Source organism: Micromonospora humidisoli, assembly GCF_016900955.1.
Classification (GTDB): Bacteria; Actinomycetota; Actinomycetes; order Mycobacteriales; family Micromonosporaceae; genus Micromonospora; species Micromonospora wenchangensis.
In genome coordinates, this window is record NZ_JAFEUO010000004.1 from 370,070 (window position 1) to 391,069 (window position 21,000).

Annotated in this window: 23 protein-coding genes; 6 read left to right on the forward strand and 17 right to left on the reverse strand. The window is 75.0% G+C overall.

Going from position 1 to position 21,000, the window contains the following annotated elements; all coding sequences use genetic code 11:
* Positions 1-114 precede the first annotated feature (114 nt).
* From JQN84_RS16425 to JQN84_RS16435, 3 genes are all read left to right on the forward strand, one after another.
* Positions 115-744, forward strand: a complete 630-nt coding sequence (locus JQN84_RS16425; protein WP_204959240.1) for a TIGR03085 family metal-binding protein — start codon at positions 115-117, stop codon at positions 742-744.
* A gap of 196 nt (positions 745-940) precedes the next feature.
* Positions 941-2,032 (forward strand): terpene synthase family protein, encoded by a 1,092-nt coding sequence (locus tag JQN84_RS16430; RefSeq protein WP_204959241.1) that lies wholly within the window; start codon positions 941-943, stop codon positions 2,030-2,032.
* An 89-nt stretch (positions 2,033-2,121) separates the two neighbouring features.
* Positions 2,122-3,948, forward strand: coding sequence for an AMP-dependent synthetase/ligase (locus JQN84_RS16435; RefSeq protein WP_204959242.1), 1,827 nt, complete (start codon positions 2,122-2,124; stop codon positions 3,946-3,948).
* Positions 3,949-4,006: 58 nt separating this feature from the next.
* On the opposite strand, the gene JQN84_RS16440 is transcribed toward JQN84_RS16435, so the two are convergent.
* Both JQN84_RS16440 and yczR read right to left on the reverse strand, forming a co-directional pair.
* Positions 4,007-5,311 carry a low temperature requirement protein A gene (locus tag JQN84_RS16440; protein WP_204959243.1) on the reverse strand — a complete coding sequence of 435 codons (1,305 nt, stop codon included), beginning with the start codon at positions 5,309-5,311 and terminating at the stop codon, positions 4,007-4,009.
* A gap of 133 nt (positions 5,312-5,444) precedes the next feature.
* A complete protein-coding gene (gene yczR, locus JQN84_RS16445) occupies positions 5,445-6,905 on the reverse strand; it encodes a MocR-like transcription factor YczR (protein ID WP_204959244.1) in 1,461 nt (486 codons plus the stop codon).
* 58 nt (positions 6,906-6,963) lie between these two features.
* On the opposite strand from yczR, the gene yczE reads away from it, so the two are divergent.
* Both yczE and JQN84_RS16455 read left to right on the forward strand, forming a co-directional pair.
* Positions 6,964-7,674 carry a membrane protein YczE gene (gene yczE / locus JQN84_RS16450; RefSeq protein ID WP_239485520.1) on the forward strand — a complete coding sequence of 237 codons (711 nt, stop codon included), beginning with the start codon at positions 6,964-6,966 and terminating at the stop codon, positions 7,672-7,674.
* A gap of 57 nt (positions 7,675-7,731) precedes the next feature.
* Complete coding sequence (locus tag JQN84_RS16455; RefSeq protein ID WP_204959245.1) at positions 7,732-8,190, forward strand: hypothetical protein; 459 nt, start codon at positions 7,732-7,734, stop codon at positions 8,188-8,190.
* Positions 8,191-8,210: 20 nt separating this feature from the next.
* Here JQN84_RS16455 and hisF read toward each other — a convergent pair whose 3' ends face one another.
* The 12 genes from hisF to hisD all read right to left on the reverse strand — a co-directional run bounded on the left by hisF (position 8,211) and on the right by hisD (position 16,553).
* Positions 8,211-8,978 carry an imidazole glycerol phosphate synthase subunit HisF gene (hisF, locus tag JQN84_RS16460; RefSeq protein WP_204959246.1) on the reverse strand — a complete coding sequence of 256 codons (768 nt, stop codon included), beginning with the start codon at positions 8,976-8,978 and terminating at the stop codon, positions 8,211-8,213.
* A gap of 181 nt (positions 8,979-9,159) precedes the next feature.
* A complete protein-coding gene (locus tag JQN84_RS16465; protein WP_204959247.1) occupies positions 9,160-10,158 on the reverse strand; it encodes an NADP-dependent oxidoreductase in 999 nt (332 codons plus the stop codon).
* A gap of 46 nt (positions 10,159-10,204) precedes the next feature.
* Positions 10,205-10,636 (reverse strand): organic hydroperoxide resistance protein, encoded by a 432-nt coding sequence (locus JQN84_RS16470; protein ID WP_239485624.1) that lies wholly within the window; start codon positions 10,634-10,636, stop codon positions 10,205-10,207.
* Positions 10,637-10,641: 5 nt separating this feature from the next.
* Entirely contained in the window at positions 10,642-11,088 is a 447-nt protein-coding gene (locus JQN84_RS16475; RefSeq protein ID WP_204959249.1) for a MarR family winged helix-turn-helix transcriptional regulator, read from the reverse strand.
* Positions 11,089-11,188: 100 nt separating this feature from the next.
* Positions 11,189-11,605, reverse strand: a complete 417-nt coding sequence (locus tag JQN84_RS16480) for a RidA family protein (protein ID WP_204959250.1) — start codon at positions 11,603-11,605, stop codon at positions 11,189-11,191.
* A complete protein-coding gene (gene priA / locus JQN84_RS16485; protein ID WP_204959251.1) occupies positions 11,602-12,330 on the reverse strand; it encodes a bifunctional 1-(5-phosphoribosyl)-5-((5-phosphoribosylamino)methylideneamino)imidazole-4-carboxamide isomerase/phosphoribosylanthranilate isomerase PriA in 729 nt (242 codons plus the stop codon). Before priA ends, JQN84_RS16480 begins: the two co-directional genes overlap by 4 nt.
* A gap of 16 nt (positions 12,331-12,346) precedes the next feature.
* A complete protein-coding gene (locus tag JQN84_RS16490) occupies positions 12,347-12,670 on the reverse strand; it encodes a hypothetical protein (protein WP_204959252.1) in 324 nt (107 codons plus the stop codon).
* 39 nt (positions 12,671-12,709) lie between these two features.
* On the reverse strand, positions 12,710-13,351 hold the full coding sequence (gene hisH / locus JQN84_RS16495; protein WP_204959253.1) for an imidazole glycerol phosphate synthase subunit HisH: 642 nt from the start codon (positions 13,349-13,351) through the stop codon (positions 12,710-12,712).
* Positions 13,351-13,521, reverse strand: coding sequence for a CG2302 family histidine operon protein (locus JQN84_RS16500; RefSeq protein ID WP_204959254.1), 171 nt, complete (start codon positions 13,519-13,521; stop codon positions 13,351-13,353). The genes hisH and JQN84_RS16500 overlap by 1 nt, the downstream gene beginning before the upstream one ends.
* Before the next feature lie 31 nt (positions 13,522-13,552).
* Positions 13,553-14,164 (reverse strand): imidazoleglycerol-phosphate dehydratase HisB, encoded by a 612-nt coding sequence (hisB, locus tag JQN84_RS16505; RefSeq protein WP_204959255.1) that lies wholly within the window; start codon positions 14,162-14,164, stop codon positions 13,553-13,555.
* Entirely contained in the window at positions 14,161-15,234 is a 1,074-nt protein-coding gene (locus JQN84_RS16510; RefSeq protein ID WP_204959256.1) for a histidinol-phosphate transaminase, read from the reverse strand. Before JQN84_RS16510 ends, hisB begins: the two co-directional genes overlap by 4 nt.
* Positions 15,231-16,553, reverse strand: coding sequence for a histidinol dehydrogenase (hisD, locus tag JQN84_RS16515; RefSeq protein WP_204959257.1), 1,323 nt, complete (start codon positions 16,551-16,553; stop codon positions 15,231-15,233). The genes JQN84_RS16510 and hisD overlap by 4 nt, the downstream gene beginning before the upstream one ends.
* Positions 16,554-16,659: 106 nt before the next feature.
* On the opposite strand from hisD, the gene JQN84_RS16520 reads away from it, so the two are divergent.
* On the forward strand, positions 16,660-17,358 hold the full coding sequence (locus JQN84_RS16520; protein ID WP_204959258.1) for an LON peptidase substrate-binding domain-containing protein: 699 nt from the start codon (positions 16,660-16,662) through the stop codon (positions 17,356-17,358).
* Here the strand turns inward: JQN84_RS16520 and JQN84_RS16525 are convergent.
* The 3 genes from JQN84_RS16525 to JQN84_RS16535 all read right to left on the reverse strand — a co-directional run bounded on the left by JQN84_RS16525 (position 17,273) and on the right by JQN84_RS16535 (position 20,998).
* The gene (locus tag JQN84_RS16525) at positions 17,273-18,253 is read right to left on the reverse strand and encodes a DUF2567 domain-containing protein (RefSeq protein ID WP_307821254.1); all 981 of its coding nucleotides are present in this window, start codon (positions 18,251-18,253) and stop codon (positions 17,273-17,275) included. The two genes, JQN84_RS16520 and JQN84_RS16525, sit on opposite strands and share 86 nt — an antisense overlap.
* Positions 18,254-18,309: 56 nt before the next feature.
* On the reverse strand, positions 18,310-19,947 hold the full coding sequence (locus tag JQN84_RS16530) for a MinD/ParA family ATP-binding protein (RefSeq protein ID WP_204959259.1): 1,638 nt from the start codon (positions 19,945-19,947) through the stop codon (positions 18,310-18,312).
* Between the two features lie 283 nt (positions 19,948-20,230).
* Positions 20,231-20,998, reverse strand: a complete 768-nt coding sequence (locus tag JQN84_RS16535) for a hypothetical protein (protein WP_204959260.1) — start codon at positions 20,996-20,998, stop codon at positions 20,231-20,233.
* Between the last annotated feature and the right edge of the window lie 2 nt (positions 20,999-21,000).

A 21,000-nucleotide genomic window follows, 5' to 3' on the forward strand; every position in this document is an offset into this window, starting at 1 on the left:
TGTCCACCGTCACGTCCCGGCCGCGCCCGCGACCGGGCCCGGCTGGCCTGCCGCAACCGGGCCCGGCTGGTCTCCCGCCGCGCCGATGGCGGCCCGCCGACCTACGATCGCTGCATGCCGCGGTACGCCCGAGCGGAGCGCGAGGCGCTCGCCGACCTGATGCTGGAAGTGGGCCCGGACGCCCCCACGATCAACGAGGGGTGGACCGCCCGGGATCTCGCCGCCCACCTGGTGGTGCGGGAGCGCCGCCCCGACGCCGCCGGCGGCATCCTGCTGCCACCCCTGCACGGGTACGCCGAGCGGGTGCGGCTGCGGGTCGCCGCCCGCCCCTGGCCGGACCTGGTCGCACAGGTGCGCCGGCCCCCAAAGTGGAGCCCGGTCAGCAACCCGCTGACCGACGAGCTGGCCAACACGATGGAGTTCTTCATCCACCACGAGGACGTCCGGCGGGCCCGCCCGGGCTGGCACCCCCGGGACCTCCCGGCGGGGCTGGCCGACCGGCTGTGGAAGCCGGTGGCCCTGCTGACCCGCACCCGGGCCCGGCGTTTCCCGGCGGACCTGCTGGTGCAGGCCCCCGGCCACGGCGAGCTGACCGCGGGGCGGGGCGGTGACCGGGTACGCCTGGTCGGGCCCCCCGGTGAGCTGGTGCTCTTCCTGTCCGGCCGGCAGCGGGTGGCCCGGGTCCAGCTCGACGGCCCACCGGCGCTGACCGAACGGCTGCGCACGGCCGCGCTGGGGTTGTGAGCCCGACCGCGCGCCGGGTTCCCACCGGCGCGGACACCCTGCGCGGCCGGTTGATCACGTGACGCGCTGAAGGACGTCGCTGTTGGCGACAGGGGTGGAATCGGTCACCCCGGCCGCTTCAGCAACGACCAGTGTCGATCTCTTTGCCGTACTCTCCGGCGACGCCGCTCGTGGGGGGTGGCCGACTGGGGACGCCATGCGAAGCTTCGACGTCTCGGCGCTGTACGAGCCACCGTTCGTCAGCCGCCGGCACGTCGCCACCGACCGGGTGGCGGCGGAGAGTCTGGAGTGGGCCCGCCGGCACGGCCTGGTCGGGGGCGGACCGTCGGCCTCCCGGCTGCACCGGGCCGGCGCGGCCGAACTGGCCGGACGCGCCTGCCCGCAGGCGTCGGTGCCCCGGCTGCGCCTGCTCACCGACCTGTTCTCCTGGCTGTTCGTGATGGACGACGTCTGCGACGACGACGGCCTGGGCAGCGCGCCGGCCACCCTCGCGCCGACGGTCACCGCGCTGCTGGACGTCCTCGACCGGCACGGCGGCCCGGCCGGCACGGCGGCTTGGTGCGTCACTCCGACGGCGGACGCCACTCCGACGGCGGGCGGCCACGGCGGGCCGGCCGGCGACGGTGCGCCCCGGGCCGACCGGGACACCCCGGCCGGGGCGCTCGGCGTCGCCCTGGCCGACCTGTGCCGGCGGGTGCTCGACCAGCGCCGGCCCACGCTGTTGCTGCGGCTGGTGAGCCAACTGCGGGAGTACCTGCTGGCACTGCTGTGGGAGGCCGCCAACCGGGAGCGCCGACGGGTCCCCGGGCTCGCCGAGTACCGCCAGATGCGCCGGCACACCGGCGGCGTACGCCCCAGCCTCACCCTGACCGACCTGGCGTACGGACGGCCGCCCGGCCCGGCCCGGCGGGTCGACCCGGCGCTCGTCGCGTTGGACGACCTCGCCGTCGACCTGGTCTGCTGGTGTAACGACCTGTTCTCCTACCGCAAGGAACGGGACGCGGTGGCCGACCCGCACAACCTGGTGACGGTCCTGGCCGCGCAGCACGGGCGGGACGAGGCGTCGGCCTTCCAACTGGCCGCCGGCTGGTTCAACGACGGGCTGGCCGGCTACCTGGTGCGGGAGGCGGCGCTCGTCGCACACGCCGGGCCGGCGGTGACCCCCTACCTGGCGGCCCGCCGCGCGTGGCTGCGCGCCACCTACGACTGGTCGATGCGGGCGGACCGGTACGCCACCCCGCCCGGGGCGTCCGCCGGGACTCAGCCGCCTCACAGGTTCGAGGGCTAGCCGATGCCCGGGTGCAGGCAATACTCTTCGGTAACCGCACAGCGACGTGACCCTCGTCACGTCATCCACCCCCGAAGGCGGCAACCTCGATGGCTCTCGATGTCCCATACCGTTCCATCCCCGATATGTTCCGCAAGCGGGTGGCCGCCACCCCCGACCAACGTGCCTTCGCCCACCCGGCGGCGGACGACTCGGGGCCGGTCTGGTTGACCTGGGCGCAGGTCGGCCGGCGGGCCGACGCGGTCGCCGCCGGCCTACACGGGCTCGGGGTCGGGTTGGAGGACCCGGTGGCGATCCTGGCCAACACCCGGCTGGAGTGGATCCTCGCCGACTTCGGCATCATGTGCGCGGGCGGCGCGACCACCACCGTCTACCCGACCACCGAGCCGCAGGACGCGACATACATCATCGCCGACTCCGGCTCCCGGGTGCTGTTCGCCGAGAACCCGGTCCAGGCGGCGAAGGTGGCCGGCGCGCAGCTTCCCGCGCTGACCCACGTGGTGCTCTTCGACGGCACCCCCGACCCGACCGCCGCCGTGCCCCAGCTGACCCTGGCCGAGTTGGAGGAGCAGGGCGCGCGGGCGCTCGCCGCCGACCCGGGCCTGGTGGACCGGCTGATCGCCCCGGTCGGCCCCGAGCACCTGGCCACCCTGATCTACACCTCGGGCACCACCGGCCGGCCCAAGGGGGTCGAGTTGCTGCACGGCGGCTGGTGCTGGGAGGGGGTGGTGCAGGCCGAGACGGGCCTGCTGCGCGACGACGACGTGCACTACCTCTGGCTGCCGCTGTCGCACTCGTTCGGCAAGACGCTGCTCTGCGGCTCGACGCACGTCGGGCTGCCCACCTACGTCGACGGCCGGGTGGACAAGCTCGTCGACCTGCTCGGGGTGATCCGCCCGACGCTGATGTGCGGCGCCCCCCGGGTCTACGAGAAGATCTACAACAAGGCGGTCACCACCGCCCAGGACGCCGGGGGCGTCAAGGCGAAGATCTTCGCCTGGGGGGTCGCGGTCGGCAAGCAGAAGGTCGCCCTGGAGCAGGCCGGCCGGCCGGTGCCCGGCGGCCTGAAGCTGCGGTACGCGCTGGCCGAGAAGCTGGTGTTCAGCAAGCTCCAGGCCCGCCTCGGCGGCCGGATCAGGGTGCTCGTCTCGGGCGCGGCCCCGCTGAGCGCCGAGATCGCCACCTTCTTCGCCGCAGCCAACCTGCCGATCTCCGAGGGGTACGGCCTGACCGAGAGCAGCGCCGGCAACTTCATCAACCCGCCCGACGGGCTGCGGATCGGCACGGTCGGCCGGGCGATGGGCGACCTGGAGTGCCGGATCGACACCGACGGGGAGATCCTGGTCCGCGGCCGGCCGGTGATGCGCGGCTACCACAACCTGCCCGAGGAGACCGCCGCCGCGTTCACCGAGGACGGCTTCTTCCGTACCGGTGACATCGGCAGCCTCGACGACGACGGCTACCTGCGCGTCACCGACCGCAAGAAGGACCTGGTCAAGACGTCCGGCGGCAAGTACATCGCGCCGTCGCACATCGAGGGCCTGTTCAAGGCCATCTGCCCGTACACCTCGCAGGCGATCGTCATCGGCCAGGCCCGCAACTACTGCACGATGCTGGTCAGCCTGGACCCGGACGCGATCCGGGACTGGGCGGCGGGCGGCCCCCTCCAGGGGCGTGACTACGCCGAGATCGTCGCCTCGCCCGAGGCCCGCGCGATGGTCGAGGAGCACGTGGCCCAGCTCAACACCAGACTCAACCGCTGGGAGACGATCAAGAAGGTGACCGTGCTGTCCCGGGACCTGACCATCGAGGACGGCGAGATGACCCCCTCGCTGAAGATCAAGCGGCGCGGTGTGGAGAGCAACTTCGCCGCCGAGATCGACCGGATGTACGCGGGCAGCCTGGCCGAGATCTGACCCCCGCCGACCGGCCGGTGTCCGTGTCCTCCCGTCCCGGGACACGGCCACCGGCCGGTCACAGGTGTTCGCGCCGCCACCGGCTCTGCGCCTCCTCGACGGCCTCCTCCTGCGCCAGCGCCAGCCGGCGCACCCGCCGCCGACGCCGGCCCTGGCCGCTGGTCTGCACCGCGGCCAGGGCGACGCAGACCAGCGCCAGCAGGGCCAACGCGCCCACCTCGGGCACCCGGGCCCCGGCCGGGGCGAGCGCCGCCAGGGCCAGCACCGCCAGCACCGGCGGCCAGCGCAGCACCCGGGCCGCCCGCAACTCGCAGGCGACGAGGCTGAGCAGGTAGAGGCCCACCCCGCCGTAGAGCACCAGGACCCAGTAGCCGCCCAGCGGCACCCCCCAGAGCGGGGTGTCCGGGTCGGCCACCTCGGCGAGCAGGTCCTTGAGGCCGAGGGCGAAGAAGATCACGCCGGCGATGATCGGCAGGTGCAGGTAGGTGTAGGCGTCGCGGGCCAACCGGGCCCGGCGCACCGGGTCGCGGCTGCGGTGCAACGCCTGTTCCAGGGCGAGCGCCAGGGTGTCGAAGTAGGCCCACCACAGCACCGACGCGATGGCGATGCCGAGCACCGCGGCGATCACCACCGGCCAGGTCAGCGGCAGGCCGGTGACGAACTTCGGGCCGACGCCGAGCGCAATGATCGACTCGCCGAGCGCGATCAGCACCATCAGGGCGTGCCGTTCGGCCCAGTGCCCGGCGGAGAGCACCGCCCAGTACGTTCCGCCGAGGCGTACCCCGGCCACGTACTCCAGCAACAGGGCCAGCGTCCAGAGGGTGAGTTGCAGGGCGGTCGCGGTGCCCTCCGTGGCGACCCGGCGGGTCAGCAGCGCGGAGGCGACCAGCAGCGCCGTGGCGGCCACCGGCAGCAGCGCGAGCCGGGTCCACCGCCGCCACCGGTCCGGGTCGCCCCGGGCCAGCACGCCGAAGACCGCCAACTGACAGGCCCGGACGAGGAGGTAGCAACCGGCGAAGACCAGCGGGCCGTCCAACCCGCCCGGCTCGTCGACGAACGCCCCCGGCATGCTCAGCGCCAGCAGGAAGGTGGCGGTGACGGTGAGGAAACCGAGCAGCGGCAGCGGCCCCTGGTCGGCGCGGACCGCGTTGCCCAGGCCGGCGAAACCGGTCCAGCACCACCACAGCAGGCCCAGCACCAGCAGGCAGCGCAGCAGGTTGACGCCGGTGGGCTCCTGCGAGGTCAGCGCGGTGACGGTGAAGAACGCGAAGACGAAGACCAGGTCGTAGAAGAGTTCCAGCCGGGTGGTCCGGGAGCCGGGCGCACCGGGCCGGACCCCGTGCCAGCTCGTCGGGCCGCCCACACCGGCAGTCTCCCAGCCGGGGTCGCCCGGTCAGGCCGGTTCGCCCCGACCGGCGACCCGGCCGACGGGGCGGGCACCCCGCCCGGTGCGGCGGCCTGCGGCCCGGCCACCGTCACGGCCCGACCGGGCCGGCTCAGGCGATGACCGCAGGTTCCCGCCAGCGCGGGCGGCCCGCGCCCCGGTCGAGGTCGTAGCGGATCGCGGCCAGCCGGCCGACCGCCTCGACCAGGTCGGCGGCGGGCAGGGTGAAGGGCAGCCGCAGGAACCGTTCCAGGGTGCCGTCCAGGCCGAACCGGGGGCCCGGCGCCAGCCGTACGCCGACCTCCTCGGCCGCCCGGGCCAGCGCGCTGGAGATCGGGCCGTCCAGCTCGACCCAGAGCGTGACGCCGCCCCGGGGCACGTCGAAGCGCCAGTCCGGCAGCCGTTCGGCGAGTGCGGCGAGCAGCGCGTCACGTTGGGTGACCAGTTGTGCCCGGCGGGCCGCGACGATGGCCGGGGCCTGGGCGAGCAGGTGCACCGCCACCAGTTGGTCGAGCACCGGGCTGGCCATGTCCACCCCGACCCGGGCGGCGGCGAGCCGCTGCACCTGCGGGGCGGAGGCGCGGACCCAGCCGATGCGCAGGCCACCCCAGAAGGGCTTGCTCATCCCGCCGATGGAGATCACCCGGGAGTGCCTGTCGAACACGGCCATCGGTGGGGGCAGCGGTGTGTCGTCCAGCGGCAGGTCCACGAAGGACTCGTCGACGACCAGGTCCGTGCCGGCGGCGTGGGCGGTGGCGACCAGCCGCTCCCGCAGTTCGGCGGCCATCAGGTGCCCGGTCGGATTGTGGAACTCGGGGATCAGGTAGGCCAGTTTGGGCCGGGTCTGCCGGACGCTGCCCAGCAGCAGGTCGGCGTCCCACCCGATCCCGTCGACGGCGAGGCCGTGGGTGGTGATCCGGGCCCGCCGGGCGGCCAGCGCGGCCAGCGCGTTCGGATAGGTGGGCGATTCGACCAGGACGTTCCCGCCGGGCACCAGGGCCAGCCGCAGCACCAGGTCCAGGGCGTGCTGAATGCCGTTGGTCACCATGATCTGCTCGGCGCTGGTGGGCAGCCCCCGCGCGGTGTACGTCCGGGCGACCGCCTCGCGCAGCTCGATGATGCCGGTGGGGTGGTAGCCCGCGCCGGACAGGTACCGCGGCAGGTCCTCCACGGCGGCCCGGGCGACCGGGACCAGTTCGGGCGGGGCGCCCAGCGCGGCCACCCCGAGGTCGAGCATGTCGCGGTCGTCCAGCGGGGTCCACAGGCCGGTGCTGGCGACCCGGTGGGTGCCGGGCAGCATGGTCCAGCTCCCCGCGCCGCGCCGGCTGGCCAGGTGGCCCGTCTCGCGCAACTGCCGGTACGCGGCGGTGACCGTGGTACGGCTGATCCGCAGCGCCTCGGCCAGCTCCCGTTCGGCCGGGAGGCGTACCCCCAGGGGGAGCCGGCCGTCGGCGAGCAGGCCCCGGACGGCGGCGGCGAGGGCGGCGTAGTCGGGACTGCGGCGGCGACCGGGCAGAGCGTGCCACTGCCCGAGCAACCGCGCCAATTGGACCCCTCGCACCTGGCTGGTCACGGCCACCCCTTCGGAATTGGCTCTTCAGTGGGCGATATTGGCCCCTAGGGTGGCATGCATGGCTCCGATTGGCAATCTCCGGCACCGGCCCGGCCGCCGGCTCACCCAGCTCTACGCCGGGCTGGTCCTCTACGGGGTCAGCATGGCCATGATGATCCGTTCCGGGCTCGGGCTGGACCCGTGGGACGTCTTCCACCAGGGGCTGTCCCGGCAGACCGGCCTGTCGTTCGGCACCGTGACCATCGCGGTCGGCGCGGTGGTGCTGCTGCTCTGGATCCCGCTGCGGCAACGACCCGGGCTCGGCACGGTGAGCAACGTGCTGGTGATCGGATTGGTGGTGGACGCCACGGTGGCCCTGCTGCCCGCCGGGTGGCCGCTGCCCGCCCGGATCGCCCTGCTGCTCGGCGGAATCGTCGCCAACGGCGCGGCCACCGGCCTCTACCTCGGCGCCCGGCTCGGCCCCGGCCCCCGCGACGGCCTGATGACCGGATACGTCGCCCGCCGGCCGGGCCGCTCCGTCCGGCTCGTACGCACCGTGATCGAGGTCACCGTGCTGGCCCTGGGCTGGCTGCTCGGCGGCACGGTCGGCGTGGGCACCGTCGCGTACGCGCTCGGCATCGGCCCGCTGGCCCAGTTCTTCATCCCCCGCTTCGCCCTCCCCGATCCGCCGGCGACGGCCCGCACCACCCCGGCCAACGGTGCCCCGCCACCGGTTTCCACCCCGCCGTTCGGCGCTGCGTCCGGAACCGGGCACGCTGAGCTGCGCTGACACGACAGGGGGAAAGTAGGTGTTTCCTCAACGGACACCTACGGGCATCATTCGTGCATGGGGGAGAACGCGTGGCGCTGGACGGACGCCTGGATCTTCGTGTCACTGGTGATCGCCAGCGGGGCCGGACGGCACCGGCGGGCGGCGGACTCCCGCCGCCCGGAGGGGGTACGACTCACCGACGTGCTGTCCACCGCCGACCACCTCAACCAGGCGATCCCCGAACGACAGGACGTGGAGACAGCGGTCCGGCGACTGGTCGGCGCGGGGCTGGTCACCGTCTCCGACGGCTGGTTCCGGATCACCCCGGACGGTGAGCAGCTCTGGCGTACCCGCCCCCGGGCCGGGGTGGGTGGCACGGTCGACAGCATGCAGGGGGTGCTGGTGCGGCGGCACGCCCCGGGCAGCGCGGACTGGCACCTGGCCGAGGAGGAGCACGCCGCCGCCGTCCAGGAGTACGTGGTCCGCTCGATTCCGGCCCCCCGCCGCTCCCCGGAGGGGCAGAGCGGGCGCTGAACCACCCGCGCGGGCGCGGGTCAGCGCACGGGGTGGCCTGCGTCGCGCAGGGCGCCCTTGACCTCGCCGACGGTCAGCTCGCCGAAGTGGAAGACGCTGGCGGCCAGCACCGCGTCGGCACCCGCGCCGATCGCGGGCGGGAAGTGCGCCACCCGGCCGGCGCCGCCGCTGGCGATCACCGGCACGTCGACCACCGCCCGGACCGCCTCGATCAGGGTCAGGTCGAAACCGGCCTTGGTGCCGTCGGCGTCCATCGAGTTGAGCAGGATCTCCCCCGCGCCCAGCTCGGCCCCGCGCGCCGCCCACTCGACCGCGTCGAGCCCGGTGCCCCGGCGGCCACCGTGGGTGGTCACCTCGAAACCGCTGGGGGTGGTGCCGGCGGGCGCCCGCCGGACGTCCAGTGAGAGCACCAGCACCTGCCGGCCGAACCGGTCGGCGATCTCGGCGATCAGCTCGGGACGGGCGATGGCGGCGGTGTTCACCCCCACCTTGTCGGCCCCGGCGCGCAGCAGGGTGTCCACGTCGGCGACCTGGCGTACCCCGCCGCCGACGGTGAGCGGGATGAAGACCGACTCGGCGGTGCGGCGCACCACGTCGAGCATGGTGCCCCGGTCGCTGGAGGAGGCGGTGACGTCCAGGAAGGTCAACTCGTCCGCGCCCGCCCGGTCGTACGCCGCCGCCAGCTCCACCGGGTCACCGGCGTCGCGCAGGTCGAGGAAGTTGACCCCCTTGACCACCCGCCCGGCGTCCACGTCCAGACACGGGATCACCCGCACCGCCACCGTCATACGCCGAGCCTATCCAACGCCCCACCCCGCCACCCCCACGCGGGTGCGCCGGTGCGCCGGTGCGCCGGTGATCAAGAGGTTTGCGTCATCCTTCGAGATCGAACTGACGCAAACCTCTTGATCACCACTGTCAACGGGGCGGGCGGGCGGGCGGGCGGGACGGGACGGGGTGGGGGGTGGGTCAGAGGCGGACGAGCATCTTGCCGAGGTTCTCGCCGCGCAGCAGGCCCAGGAAGGCGTCGGGGGCGTTCTCGATGCCGTCGACGATCGTCTCGTCGTAGGAGAGCTTCCCCTCGCGCAGCCAGCCGGCGACCTCGGTGACGAACTGCTCGCGCAGGCCGCCGTGGTCGCCGACCAGGAAACCGCGCAGGGTGAGCCGCTTGCCGATGACCAGCGCCAGGTTGCGCGGCGCGGCCGGCGGCTCGGCCGCGTTGTACTGCGCGATCATCCCGCAGATGGCGGCCCGGCCGTGCAGGTTCATCGACCCGATCGCGGCCTCCAGGTGCTCGCCGCCCACGTTGTCGAAGTAGACGTCGATCCCGTCCGGGGCGGCGGCCTTCAGCGCGTCGCGGACCGGGCCGTCGTGGTAGTCGAAGGCGGCGTCGAAACCGAGCGCCGTCAACCGCTCCACCTTGGCCGGCGAGCCGGCGCTGCCGACCACCCGGCCGGCCCCCTTGAGCTTGGCGATCTGGCCGACCATGCTGCCCACCGCGCCGGCCGCGCCGGAGACGAACACCGTCTCCCCCGGCCGCATCGCCGCCACGTCGAGCAGCCCGGCGTACGCGGTCAGCCCGGTCATCCCGAGCACCCCCAGGTAGGCGGAGACCGGGGCGAGGTCCGGATCGACCCGGCGGGCGGACCCGGCGTCGAGCAGGGCGTACTCGCGCCAGCCGAGCCCGTGCAGCACGGTGTCGCCGACGTTGATCCCGTCGCCTCCGCCGGCCACCACCTCGCCGACCGCGCCACCGTCGAGCGGCGCGTCGAGGGCGAACGGCGGCACGTAGGACTTGACGTCGTTCATCCGGCCCCGCATGTACGGGTCGACCGAGATGTACTGGTTGCGGACCACGATCTGCCCCGGCCCGGGGGTGGGCACCCCGGTTTCGACGAGGCGGAAGTTGTCGGCGGTCGGCCAGCCCTGTGGGCGGGAGGCCAGGTGGATCTCACGGTTGCTGCTCATGCGGTTTCGTCCTCTCGTACCCGATGGTCGTGGCCCGGTGCGGCGGTCAGGCCGCAGCCGCCTCGCGCACGGTGAGGGTCACCTCGATGTTGCCCCGGGTCGCGTTGGAGTAGGGGCAGACCTGGTGGGCGGCCTCGACGAGCTGCTGGGCGGCGGCGCGCTCGACGGCCGGCAGGTCCACCACCAGGGTGACGGCCAGACCGAAGCCGCCGCTGCCGTTCGCGCCGATGCCGACCTCGGCCTCGACGACCGAGCCGGTGACGTCGGCCTTGGCCCGGCGGGCGACCACGCGCAGCGCGGAGTGGAAGCAGGCCGCGTAGCCGGCGGCGAAGAGCTGCTCGGGGTTGGCCGCGCCACCGACGCCGCCCATCTCCTTCGGCACGGCCAGGTCGAGGTCGAGGGTGGCGTCGGAGGTGCGGACGTGGCCGTCGCGCCCGTCGCCGGTGGCCGTCGCGGAGGCGGTGTAGAGCACCTGCATGGGGATCACTGCTCCTTCTGTCGGTGGATCGTCTCGGTGACCCGGGTGAGGGTGTCGCGCAACGCGACCAGCTCGGTCTCGTCGAGGCCGGTGGAACAGGCCACCCGCAGCGGCACGTCGGCCATCCGCTGGCGCAGGGCCGCGCCGTCGGCGGTCAGGCCCACCTCCACCCGCCGCTCGTCGAGCGCCGAGCGGGTGCGGACCACCAGGCCCGCCGCCGCCAGCCGCTTGAGCAGCGGGGAGAGGGTGCCGGAGTCGAGCCGGAGCGCGGCCCCCAGCTCGGAGACCGTGGGCGGGTCGTCGCCGCGCTCCCAGAGCACCAGCAGCACCAGGTACTGCGGGTAGGTGAGCCCGAACTCGTCGAGGAGGGGCCGGTACACGTCGGTGAGCGCCCGGGAGGCAGCGTAGAGCGCGAAGCAGACCTGATCGCGCAACACCAGATGGTCACTCACCCGGCAAAGGTAGCCCGCAATTCAATTGTGCACAACTCATCTGGGCCGGGAGTGACAGCCGTCTCCCGGTCCCGACCGAGCCTGGCCGGGATCGGGGCGGTCAGGACGGCGGGAGATGCGCCTCCAACTCGATCTCGACCAGATGGTCCGGATCGAGCAGGCCGACAACGACGACCATCGTGGCGACCGGCCGGACCGCACCGAAGACCGCCTGGTGCGCCCGGCCCACCTCGTCGACGAAGAGCCGGTCGGTCACGTACATCCGGGTCCGCACCACGTCGGTGGGACCCGCACCCACCTCGGCCAGCGCGGCCAGGCCGATCCGCAGCGCCTGGGCGGTCTGCGCCGCCGCGTCACCGACGTGCGTCACCACCCCGTCGACCGTCGACGTGCAACCCGACGTCCAGGCCGAGCGGCCGGCCCGGACCACCCGGGAGTAGCCGTAGCGGGCCTCCCACGGGCCGCCCGAGCCGAGCCGGGTGACGGTCCCGTCGTCCGGGTCCGCCGCGTCGGTCACCCCGCGGCCCGCAGCGTCGCCAACGCCTCGGCCACCGTGAACGCGCCCGCGTACAGCGCCTTACCGGCGATCACACCCTCCACGCCGGCCGCCTCCAGGGTCGCCAGGGCGCGCAGGTCCTCCAGGGTCGACACGCCGCCCGAGGCGATCACCGGGGCGTCGGTACGGGCACACACCTCACCCAGCAGGTCCAGGTTCGGCCCGCGCATCGTGCCGTCCTTGGTGATGTCGGTCACCACGTACCGGGACGCGCCGGCGGCATCCAGCCGGGCCAGCACCTCCCACAGGTCACCGCCGTCACGGGTCCAGCCCCGCGCCGAGAGGGTACGACCCCGCACGTCCAGGCCGATCGCCACCCGGTCGCCGTACTCGGCGCAGATCCGGTCACACCACTGCGGGTCCTCCAACGCGGCGGTGCCGATGTTCACCCGGGCCGCCCCGGTGGCCAGCGCGGCGCGCAGCGACGCGTCGTCGCGGATGCCACCGGACAACTCCACCCGCACGTCCAGCTTGCCGACCACCTCGGCCAGCAGCGCGGCGTTGGAGCCCCGACCGAACGCGGCGTCGAGGTCGACCAGGTGGATCCACTCCGCGCCGTCGTTCTGCCAGGCCAACGCCGCGTCGAGCGGGTCGCCGTAGGCGGTCTCGCTGCCGGCGGCGCCCTGCACCAGCCGGACGGCCTGGCCGTCGGCGACGTCCACGGCGGGCAACAGGGTCAGGGTCACGTTTCCTACTCCTCGTTCAGATCCGACGGTCCAGGGCGATCACCACGATCGCCGGCAGGACCAGAAGCAACAGCACGACCAGCGCCACCCGCAGCGCGAGATCGTCGACGAAAACCCAGATCAGCGCCAGCGCCGCCGCGGTCAACCCGATGATGGCGGCCCGCTCGCCCCGGGTACGCCGGGCCAGCCGGCCCGTCCGGCCCCGCCGCCACTGCGGGGTGACCCGGCGGACCAGGGCACGCCGACGACGACGCCGGGCCATCCGACGTTCCCGAACGACCCGTTCCCGGGCGGCCTGCGCCTCCCGGGCGGCCCGCCGCCGGGCCCGCTCCTTGCTCACCGCGCACCCGGCCCGCGCCGGCCGGCCCCGCCCCGGGTCTCAGCCAACCGTGGCCAGCCAGTTGCGCAACAGCACCGCACCCGTCTCGGCCGACTTCTCCGGGTGGAACTGGGCCGCCGACAGCGGACCCCACTCCACCGCCGCGACGAAGTCCGTGCCGTGGTGGGCGGTGGTCACCCGGGCGCCCACCTCACGCAACGACGCCTGGTCGAGCACCCCGTAGGAGTGCACGAAATAGAACCGGCTGTCGGCGGGCAACCCGGCGAACAACACCGACCCGTCCGGCGGGGCGACGGTGTTCCAGCCCATGTGCGGCAGCCGCTCGGCGGGCAGCCGGGTCACCCCGCCCGGCAGCAGCCCCAGCCCCTTGGTCACCACGCCGTGCTCGTCGCCGTGCGCGAAGAGCACCTGCATGCCGACGCAGATGCCGAGCACCGGGCGACCGGCGGCGACCCGTTCGGCGATCACCGGGCCGGCACCCAGCGCCTCGATCCCGGCCATGCAGGCCGCGTACGCGCCGACACCCGGCACCACCAGGCCGTCGGCCGCGGCGGCGGCGGCCAGGTCGGCGGTGACCGTCACGTCCGCCCCGGCGTGGGCCAGCGCCCGCTGCGCCGAGCGCAGGTTGCCCGAGCCGTAGTCGAGCACCACGATCCGCTTGCCGGTGCCGTGCGCGCCCATCAGCCCTCCCCGGGTAGCAGCCAGAGCACCCCGCCGGCGGTGGCCAGCACGGCGAGCAGCCCGGTGACCACGATCGCACCACGCGGCGCGTCCTGCCGGTACAACGACCAGGCCCCACCGACCAGGATGCCGGCGAGGATCAGCAGCAGGGTCGGCAGCACCGGGCCCATCAGCGCCGCCCTCCGCCCCGGGCCGGGCCGCTCACAGCGCGCCCTTGGTGCTGGGCACCACACCGGCGTTACGCGGGTCGAGCGCGGTGGCCTCCCGCAGCGCCCGGGAGACCGCCTTGAACTGGGCCTCCACCACGTGGTGCGCATCCGGGTGGCCGCCCGGCCGGGCCGCGCGCAGCACGTCGACGTGCAGGGTGACCCGGGCCGCCTGGCCGAAGGACTCCCAGATGTGCCGGGTCATGCTGGTCGGGTAGACCGGCCCGATGTACGGGGCCAGCGCCGGCTCGTCGTGCACCACGTACGGACGGCCGGACAGGTCGACGGCGGCCCGGACGAGCACCTCGTCCATCGGGACGGTGGCCGAGCCGTACCGCCGGATGCCGGCCTTGTCCCCCAGCGCCTGGTCGAACGCGGCCCCCAGGGCCAGCGCGGTATCCTCCATCGTGTGGTGGGCGTCGATCTCCAGGTCGCCGACGGTACGCACGGTCAGGTCGAAGCCGCCGTGCCGGGCGATCTGGTGGAGCATGTGGTCGTAGAAGCCGACCCCGGTGCTGATCTCGGCCCGGCCGGTGCCGTCGAGGTCGATCTCGACGAGGACCTTGGTCTCCTTGGTGATCCGCTCCACCCGGGCGGTGCGACTCATGACAGTTTCTCCATCGCGGTGAGGAAGGCGTCGGTCTCGGCGGGGGTGCCGGCGGTGACCCGCAGCCAGCCGGGCAGACCCACGTCCCGGACCAGCACCCCGGCGTCGAGCAGGGTCCGCCAGGCCACCGACTGGTCGTCGCCGACGGCGAACAGCACGAAGTTGGCGTCGCTGTCGGCCACCCGGTGCCCCCGGGCCCGCAGGGTCGTCACGATCCGGTCCCGCTGCTCCTTGATCGCGTCGACGGTGCCCAGCAGGACGTCGCGGTGGGCCAGCGCCGCGCGGGCGGCGGCCTGGGTGAGCGCCGAGAGGTGGTAGGGCAGCCTGACCAGCTGCACCGCCGCCACCACCGCCGGGTCGGCGACCAGGTAGCCCAGCCGGCCACCGGCGAACCCGAACGCCTTGCTCATCGTCCGGGTCACCACCAGCCGCGGGTGCCCGGGGAGCAGGGCCAGGGCGCTGGCCGTGCCGGGTCGGGCGAACTCGGCGTACGCCTCGTCGAGGACCACCATGCCGGGGGCGACGTCGAGCACGGCGGCGACCACCGCCGGGTCGAGCGCGGTCCCCGTCGGGTTGTTCGGGGAGCAGAGGAAGACCACGTCGGGGCGGTGCGCCCGGACCTCGGCGACGGCCTCGTCGGCGGTCAACCCGAAGTCCACCCCCCGCTGCGCCGGCACCCACCGGGTGCCGGTGCCCAGGGACAGCAACGGGTGCATCGAGTACGCCGGCACGAAGCCCAACGCGCTGCGCCCCGGCCCGCCGAACGCCTGGAGCAGCTGCTGCTGGATCTCGTTGGAGCCGTTGGCCGCCCAGACCTGCTCGGCGGTGATCCCGTGCCCGAGGTAGCCGGCCAGGTCGGCGCGCAACGCCACCGCCTCCCGGTCCGGGTAGCGGTTGAGGCCGCGCAGCTCGGCGGCGAGCGCCTTGCCGATCGCCGCCACCACCGGCTCGGGCACGGCGTAGGAGTTCTCGTTGGTGTTCAACCGGACCGCCACGTCCAGCTGCGGCGCCCCGTACGGCGAGCGGCCCCGCAGGTCGTCGCGGATCGGCAGGTCGTCGAGGGTGGTCACGACGCCTCCCCGGCGAAGCGCGCGGCGACCGCCTGGCCGTGCGCCGGCAGGTCCTCCACGGTGGCCAGGGTCACCACGTAAGGCGCGACGTCACGCAGCGCCTCGCGGGTGTATTCCACCAGGTGCACCCCGCGCAGGAAGGACTGCACGGACAGCCCCGACGAGTGCCGGGCGCAGCCCCCGGTGGGCAGCACGTGGTTGGAGCCGGCGCAGTAGTCGCCGAGCGACACCGGCGCCCACGGCCCGATGAAGATCGCCCCGGCGTTGCGCACCCGCAGCGCCCAGTCGCGGGCGTCGCGGGTCTGGATCTCCAGGTGCTCGGCGGCGTACGCGTCGACCACCCGCAGCCCGTCGGCCAGGTCGTCGACCAACACGACGCCGCTCTGCTCCCCGCCGAGCGCGGTGCCGACCCGCTCGGCGTGCTTGGTCGCCGGCACCTGCCGGGCCAGCTCCCGGTCGACCGCGTCGGCCAGCTCGACCGACGGGGTGACCAGCACGCTGGCCGCCAACGGGTCGTGCTCGGCCTGGCTGATCAGGTCGGCGGCGACGTGCGCCGGGTCGGCGGTGTCGTCGGCCAGCACGGCGATCTCGGTCGGGCCGGCCTCGGCGTCGATGCCCACCACGCCGCGCAGCAGCCGCTTGGCGGCGGTCACCCAGATGTTGCCCGGCCCGGTGATCATGTCGACCGGCGCGCAGCGCAGGGTGCCCGCGGCGTCGACCGTCGACCCGTACGCCAGCATGGCGACCGCCTGGGCACCGCCGACGGCGTACACCTCGTCGACGCCGAGCAGCGCGCAGGCGGCCAGGACCCGGGCGTCGGGAAGACCGCCGTTGTCCTGCTGCGGCGGGCTGGCCACCACCAGCGAGCGGACCCCGGCCGCCTGGGCCGGCACCACGTTCATCACCACGGTCGACGGGTACATCGCCAGCCCGCCGGGGACGTAGAGGCCGACCCGGTCGACCGGCACCCAGCGCTCGGTGACCGTGCCGCCCGGCACGACCTGGGTGGTGTGGTCGGTGCGGCGCTGGTCGTCGTGCACCCGGCGGGCGCGGGCGATCGACTCCAGCAGCGCGGCCCGCACGTCGGGATCGAGCACCCCCTCGGCCGCGGCGATCGCCTCGGTCGGGACCCGCAGCACCGGCGGGCAGATGCCGTCGAACCGCTCGCTGGCCTCCCGGATCGCCGGGTACCCATGATCCCGGACCGCCTCGACGAGCGGGCGGATCCGCTCGACCGCCACGGAGACGTCGAGCTGGGCACGGGGCAGCAGGCGACGCGGGTCGGAAACCCCGCCGCGCAGGTCGATCCGTTTCAACACGCCCCCGAGTCTAGGCGGCGGCCCGGAGGGCGACCCGGGCCGCCCGTACCGCGGGACGGTGAGCCGGGACACGCCGACCGCGCCGGATCGGGCTACGCTCGGACGCGTGACCGCACGGCTGCCGGTGTTTCCCCTCGCAACGGTGCTCTTCCCGGGTCTGGTGCTGCCGTTGCACATCTTCGAGGAACGCTACCGCCACCTGGTACGGGACCTGGTCGGGCGCCCCGAGGGGATGCCCCGCGAGTTCGGTGTGGTGGCCATCCGCTCCGGCTGGGAGGTCGCCCCGGCCGGGGGCCGGGCCACCCCGGGCGGCGGCGAGGTGACCCTGCACGAGGTGGGTTGCACCGCCGAGCTGCGTCAGGTCACCGAGCTGGACGACGGTGGCTTCGACATCGTCACGGTGGGCCGGCGGCGGTTCCGGGTCGCCGGGGTCGACCGGGAGGCCGCCCCCTACCTGACCGCCGACGTCGAGTGGCTGCCCGAGCCGACCGGCCCGGACGAGGCCGCCGAGCTGCTGGCGGCCCGGGTGATCGCGGTGTTCCGGCAGTACCTGGGCCTGATCCGGGACGACCCGCAGGAGCTGTCCGAGCAGCTCCCGGAGGACCCGACGGTGCTGTCGCACCTGGTGGCGGCCACCGCCGTGCTGACCGTGGCCGACCGGCAACGGCTGCTCGCCATCGACGACACCGCCGCCCGGCTGCGCGCCGAGCTGCGGCTGCTCAACCGCGAGTCGGCCCTGCTGCGTCAGGTGCGGGCGGTTCCGGTGCCGCTGTCGGAGCTGGCGTCCCCGCCGGCCCCCAACTGACCCCGCCCGCCGGGCCGACCTCGCCCGGCGGGCCGACCGCACCCGGCGGGCCGCCCCCGTCGGGCGCACCGGCCGCGCCCGACGCGTCCGGCCAGCCGGGTCCGCCGGGCTCCGGCTCCGGGCGCAGCGACGGCCACCGCGACCAGCCGGCCAGCAGGGTGTACGCGACGGCGGCGGCGAACGCGGCCAGCAGCAGGTTGCCGTACGGCACGGGCAGCACGCCGAAGAGCCGGTCGATGCCCCCGGCCCGCAGGTCGGCCGGCTTGTCGAAGGACGTGCCGGCGGGGGCGGTGGCGAGCAGCCGCTGGTAGCCGTCCAGCCCGACCCGGCGGCCCACCTGCCAGGCGACCAGGGCGGTGCCGAGCGCGCCGACGGTCAGCGCGACCAGGTTCACCGGGCCCCGGCGGCGACGCAGCAGCATCCACACCGCGATCGCGGCGAGCACCCCGAACCCGAGCCCGAGCAGGCTGAACCAGCCGTCCGCGGCGATCGGCTGCTCCGGCTGGGGCTGGGCGTAGACGGCGCCCTCGGCGGTCTTGAGCACCGGGGTGTCCGGGGCCAGCGCGGCCCAGAGCAGTCCCAGCGGCACCCCCAGCGCGGTCAGGCCCAGCACCAGGCCGGCCGCCACCGCCGGGGTGTGCCGGGGTCGCGGCTCCCCCGGCTCCCCCGGCTGCGCCGGCCAGCCGGACGGCGGCGGCCACGGCAGGTACGACCCACCGGGGTCGTGGCCGGGCCCGGCCGGTGCTCCGGCGGCAGACGACTCGTCGCCGCGCGACTCAGCGGCAGCCGACTCGGCGGCGGGCGGCCCATCGGCGGACGGCCCGGCGGGCGGGGTGGGCGCGGCACCCGCCGGGGTGTCGGCGGGGCGGTACGGATCGGGGGTGTCCGGGCTCACCCGATGATCCTCTCAGGCGTGGTGGCACGGCGGGGCGGCGGAGCCCGTACCACCCCTCACCGGGCGAACGGTTCCAGCATCACCGAGGCGGCCCGCAGCCACGCGGCCCGGGTCTCCGCCTGGAGCTGGTGGTACTCGATCGACGAGCCGGTCTCCAGCACCGGGTCGTACGGCACGACGGCGACGGCCCGGGTCCGGGTGGCGAAGTGCCGCTCCAGGTCGTCCTGGAGGGTGGACCGGCCGGGGGTGGGGCAGGAGATCAGGGTGACCGCGTTGTCGGCCAGCTCGCCCATGCCCTCCTCGTGCAGCAGGTCCAGCATCCAGTCGGCGCTGAACGCGGCGTCCTCGCGGGGCACGGTGGTCACCACGAGCTGGTCGGCGGCGTGCATGACGGTGCGCCAGTTGGGGCTCTCCACGTTGTTGCCGGTGTCCACGCAGACCACGTCGTGGGTGCGGCGCAGCAGCTCCAGCACCCGCTTGACGGTGAACTGGTCGAGCCGCTGGGCGAACCGGGGGCTCTCCTCCCCGGCCAGCACGTCGTACGAGCCGTCGGAGGCGTGCCGCAGATAGTCGTCGAGGGACTCCAGCAGCTCCGCGCCGTCCCGGATCTCGATGTGCGCCAGATCGCTGATCAGATGCCTGATCGTCCGGGCGTGTCGGGCGCTGCCGGCGCGCAGCCCGAGGGTGCCGCGCAGCTCGTTGTCGTCCCAGGCGAGCACCCCCCGGCCCCGGACGCTGCCGACGGTGGCGGCGGCGAGCACCGTGGCGGTGGTCTTGTGCACCCCACCCTTGGGGTTGGCGAAGGCGAGCACCCGGGGGGTGCCCAGGTCGCGGCGGAGGATGCCGGCGGCCCGTTCCTGCTCGTCCTGGGGACCCTGCTGACGCCACTCGATGCGGGCCGGCTCGATCCGGGCCGGGTAGCCCCGGTCGGCGGTCACCGCCGGCGGGTACGCCACCGGCTCCGGCTGGTACGTCGGCTCCGGCTGGTAGGCGGGCTCGGGCTGGTACGTCGGTTCGGGCTGGTAGACCGGCTCCGGCTGGTACGTCGGCGTCGCCGGGTATCCGGGCTCGGGATACGCCGCCGGCTCGGGGTAGGCGGGTTGCGGCGGCTGGTACGTCGGCTCCGGGGGCGCGTAGCCGGGCGTGCGGTAGCCGTTGTCCAGCAGCGCGTAGCGGGACTCGGTGGGCGGCGGCTCGGCCCGGTAACCGTTGTCGAGCAGCGCGTAGCGGGACGGGACGACCGGCGGCTCCGGCGGCCGGGCCGGCTCCGGCAGGTAGCCGGGGTCGGCCGGGTAGCCACCGGGGGCACGGTAGCCGGGATCGGCCGGATAGCCCTGGTCGGCGGGACGGCCCGGGGCGGCCGGATAGCCCGGGGCAGCCCGGTAGCCCTGGTCGGTCGGACGGCCCGGGTCCACCGGGTAGCTGACGCCGGGGCGGTAGCCCGGATCGGGGCCGTACCCGGGATCGGGGCCGTAGCCCGGGTCGGGCGGTGGCGGCACGGCGGCCGACCCCCGGCCGGACCAGCCGCCACCGGGTGCCCGGCCGGGCAGCGGCTCCCGGGGCGCGTCGCCGCCACGGCGGTCCGGCTCCGCCGGTTCGGCGGCGCGTCCACCGAGGCGGGCGCGCTCGAAGAGCGTCCGCCATCGCGGTGCCGGTTCGGCCGACCGGCCCCAGCCGGTCTCGGTGCCGTCCAAGGCTCGCCCTCCCGCGCCGTCGATCTCCGCCTGACAGGCTACGAACGAAACCCTATTCGGACCACACCGGTCTGCACACATCTGCCGGGGACAATACTTACCGCGATCGGACGGGCGACGCACCGCGACGGGAGTCCGGGGAGGTGGGAGCGGGGGTCGGCACCAGCCGGCCCGGTCCCACCCCGGTCGGTGCGGGTACCGGCACGATCACACGGGGTGCTCCTTCCGACGAATCGCCCACCGCCGGACGTCCGGGCCGGGCGGCCGGCGGGCGGGAGCGGGGTCAGGCGGGTGGTTGGTCGGTGTCGGCGGGGGGCCGGGCCACGTCCCGCTGCTCCGGCAGCGGCGGCAGGAAGACCGTCCGGTCCAGCCGGGTCACCTCCGGGGCCGGGTCGACCGTACGGACCCCGTCCCGCCCGGCCGTGGCACGCAGGGCGGCCGGCTCGGCCCGGACCACCGCCGCGTAGACGCAGGCGCACGCCGACCGGTAGCCGGCCGCCTCCCGCGCGGCGACCTGCGCCCCGGTCTCGTACTCTCGGCGGGTCGTCGGGTCGTCGGCGACGGCGGCCCGGCTGCGCCGGTCGGCGGCCTCCCGGTCCTTGCGGTCGGCGAGACCGGCCATCCCGGCGGTGACGTCCTGCGGCAGCCGCTGCGCCGGCAGCCGGACCACCTCGGTCTGCCGGTCGGGCAGCGGCACCCGGACCACCACCGCCGCCACCTCGACGCCGGCCAGCAGCGCCGGCAGCCGGTCCGGCGCGGCGTACCCGTCGAAACTCACCAGGGCGTACGCCCCGGCGGTGAGCGCGGCGAGTTCGGCCCGGCTGGCGGTGGCGTAGCCGGGCAGCGAGTCCCCGGGCAGCACCCCGACCCGGGTCACCTGCCCGACCGTACGGTCACCGACGGGTGCCGGCCGGCGGGCCGACCAGCCGGCGGCGAGCAGCACCGCGCCGACGGCGAACACCGCCGTGGTGACCAGCCACCGGGCCGGCCGGGGCGCGCCGGCCGCCGGGGCGTCGGTCGGCCCGGGGTCGCCCGACGGGTCGTGCCGCACGG

Excerpts from the sequence above, each read along its gene's own strand:
- JQN84_RS16425 (WP_204959240.1), top strand. The coding sequence starts at position 115 with ATGCCGCGGTACGCCCGAGCGGAGCGCGAGGCGCTCGCCGACCTGATG.
- JQN84_RS16430 (WP_204959241.1), top strand. The coding sequence starts at position 941 with ATGCGAAGCTTCGACGTCTCGGCGCTGTACGAGCCACCGTTCGTCAGC.
- JQN84_RS16435 (WP_204959242.1), top strand. The coding sequence starts at position 2,122 with ATGGCTCTCGATGTCCCATACCGTTCCATCCCCGATATGTTCCGCAAG.
- yczE (WP_239485520.1), top strand. The coding sequence starts at position 6,964 with ATGGCTCCGATTGGCAATCTCCGGCACCGGCCCGGCCGCCGGCTCACC.
- JQN84_RS16455 (WP_204959245.1), top strand. The coding sequence starts at position 7,732 with ATGGGGGAGAACGCGTGGCGCTGGACGGACGCCTGGATCTTCGTGTCA.
- hisF (WP_204959246.1), bottom strand. The coding sequence starts at position 8,978 with ATGACGGTGGCGGTGCGGGTGATCCCGTGTCTGGACGTGGACGCCGGG.
- JQN84_RS16465 (WP_204959247.1), bottom strand. The coding sequence starts at position 10,158 with ATGAGCAGCAACCGTGAGATCCACCTGGCCTCCCGCCCACAGGGCTGG.
- JQN84_RS16470 (WP_239485624.1), bottom strand. The coding sequence starts at position 10,636 with ATGCAGGTGCTCTACACCGCCTCCGCGACGGCCACCGGCGACGGGCGC.
- hisH (WP_204959253.1), bottom strand. The coding sequence starts at position 13,351 with ATGGGCGCGCACGGCACCGGCAAGCGGATCGTGGTGCTCGACTACGGC.
- JQN84_RS16500 (WP_204959254.1), bottom strand. The coding sequence starts at position 13,521 with ATGGGCCCGGTGCTGCCGACCCTGCTGCTGATCCTCGCCGGCATCCTG.
- hisB (WP_204959255.1), bottom strand. The coding sequence starts at position 14,164 with ATGAGTCGCACCGCCCGGGTGGAGCGGATCACCAAGGAGACCAAGGTC.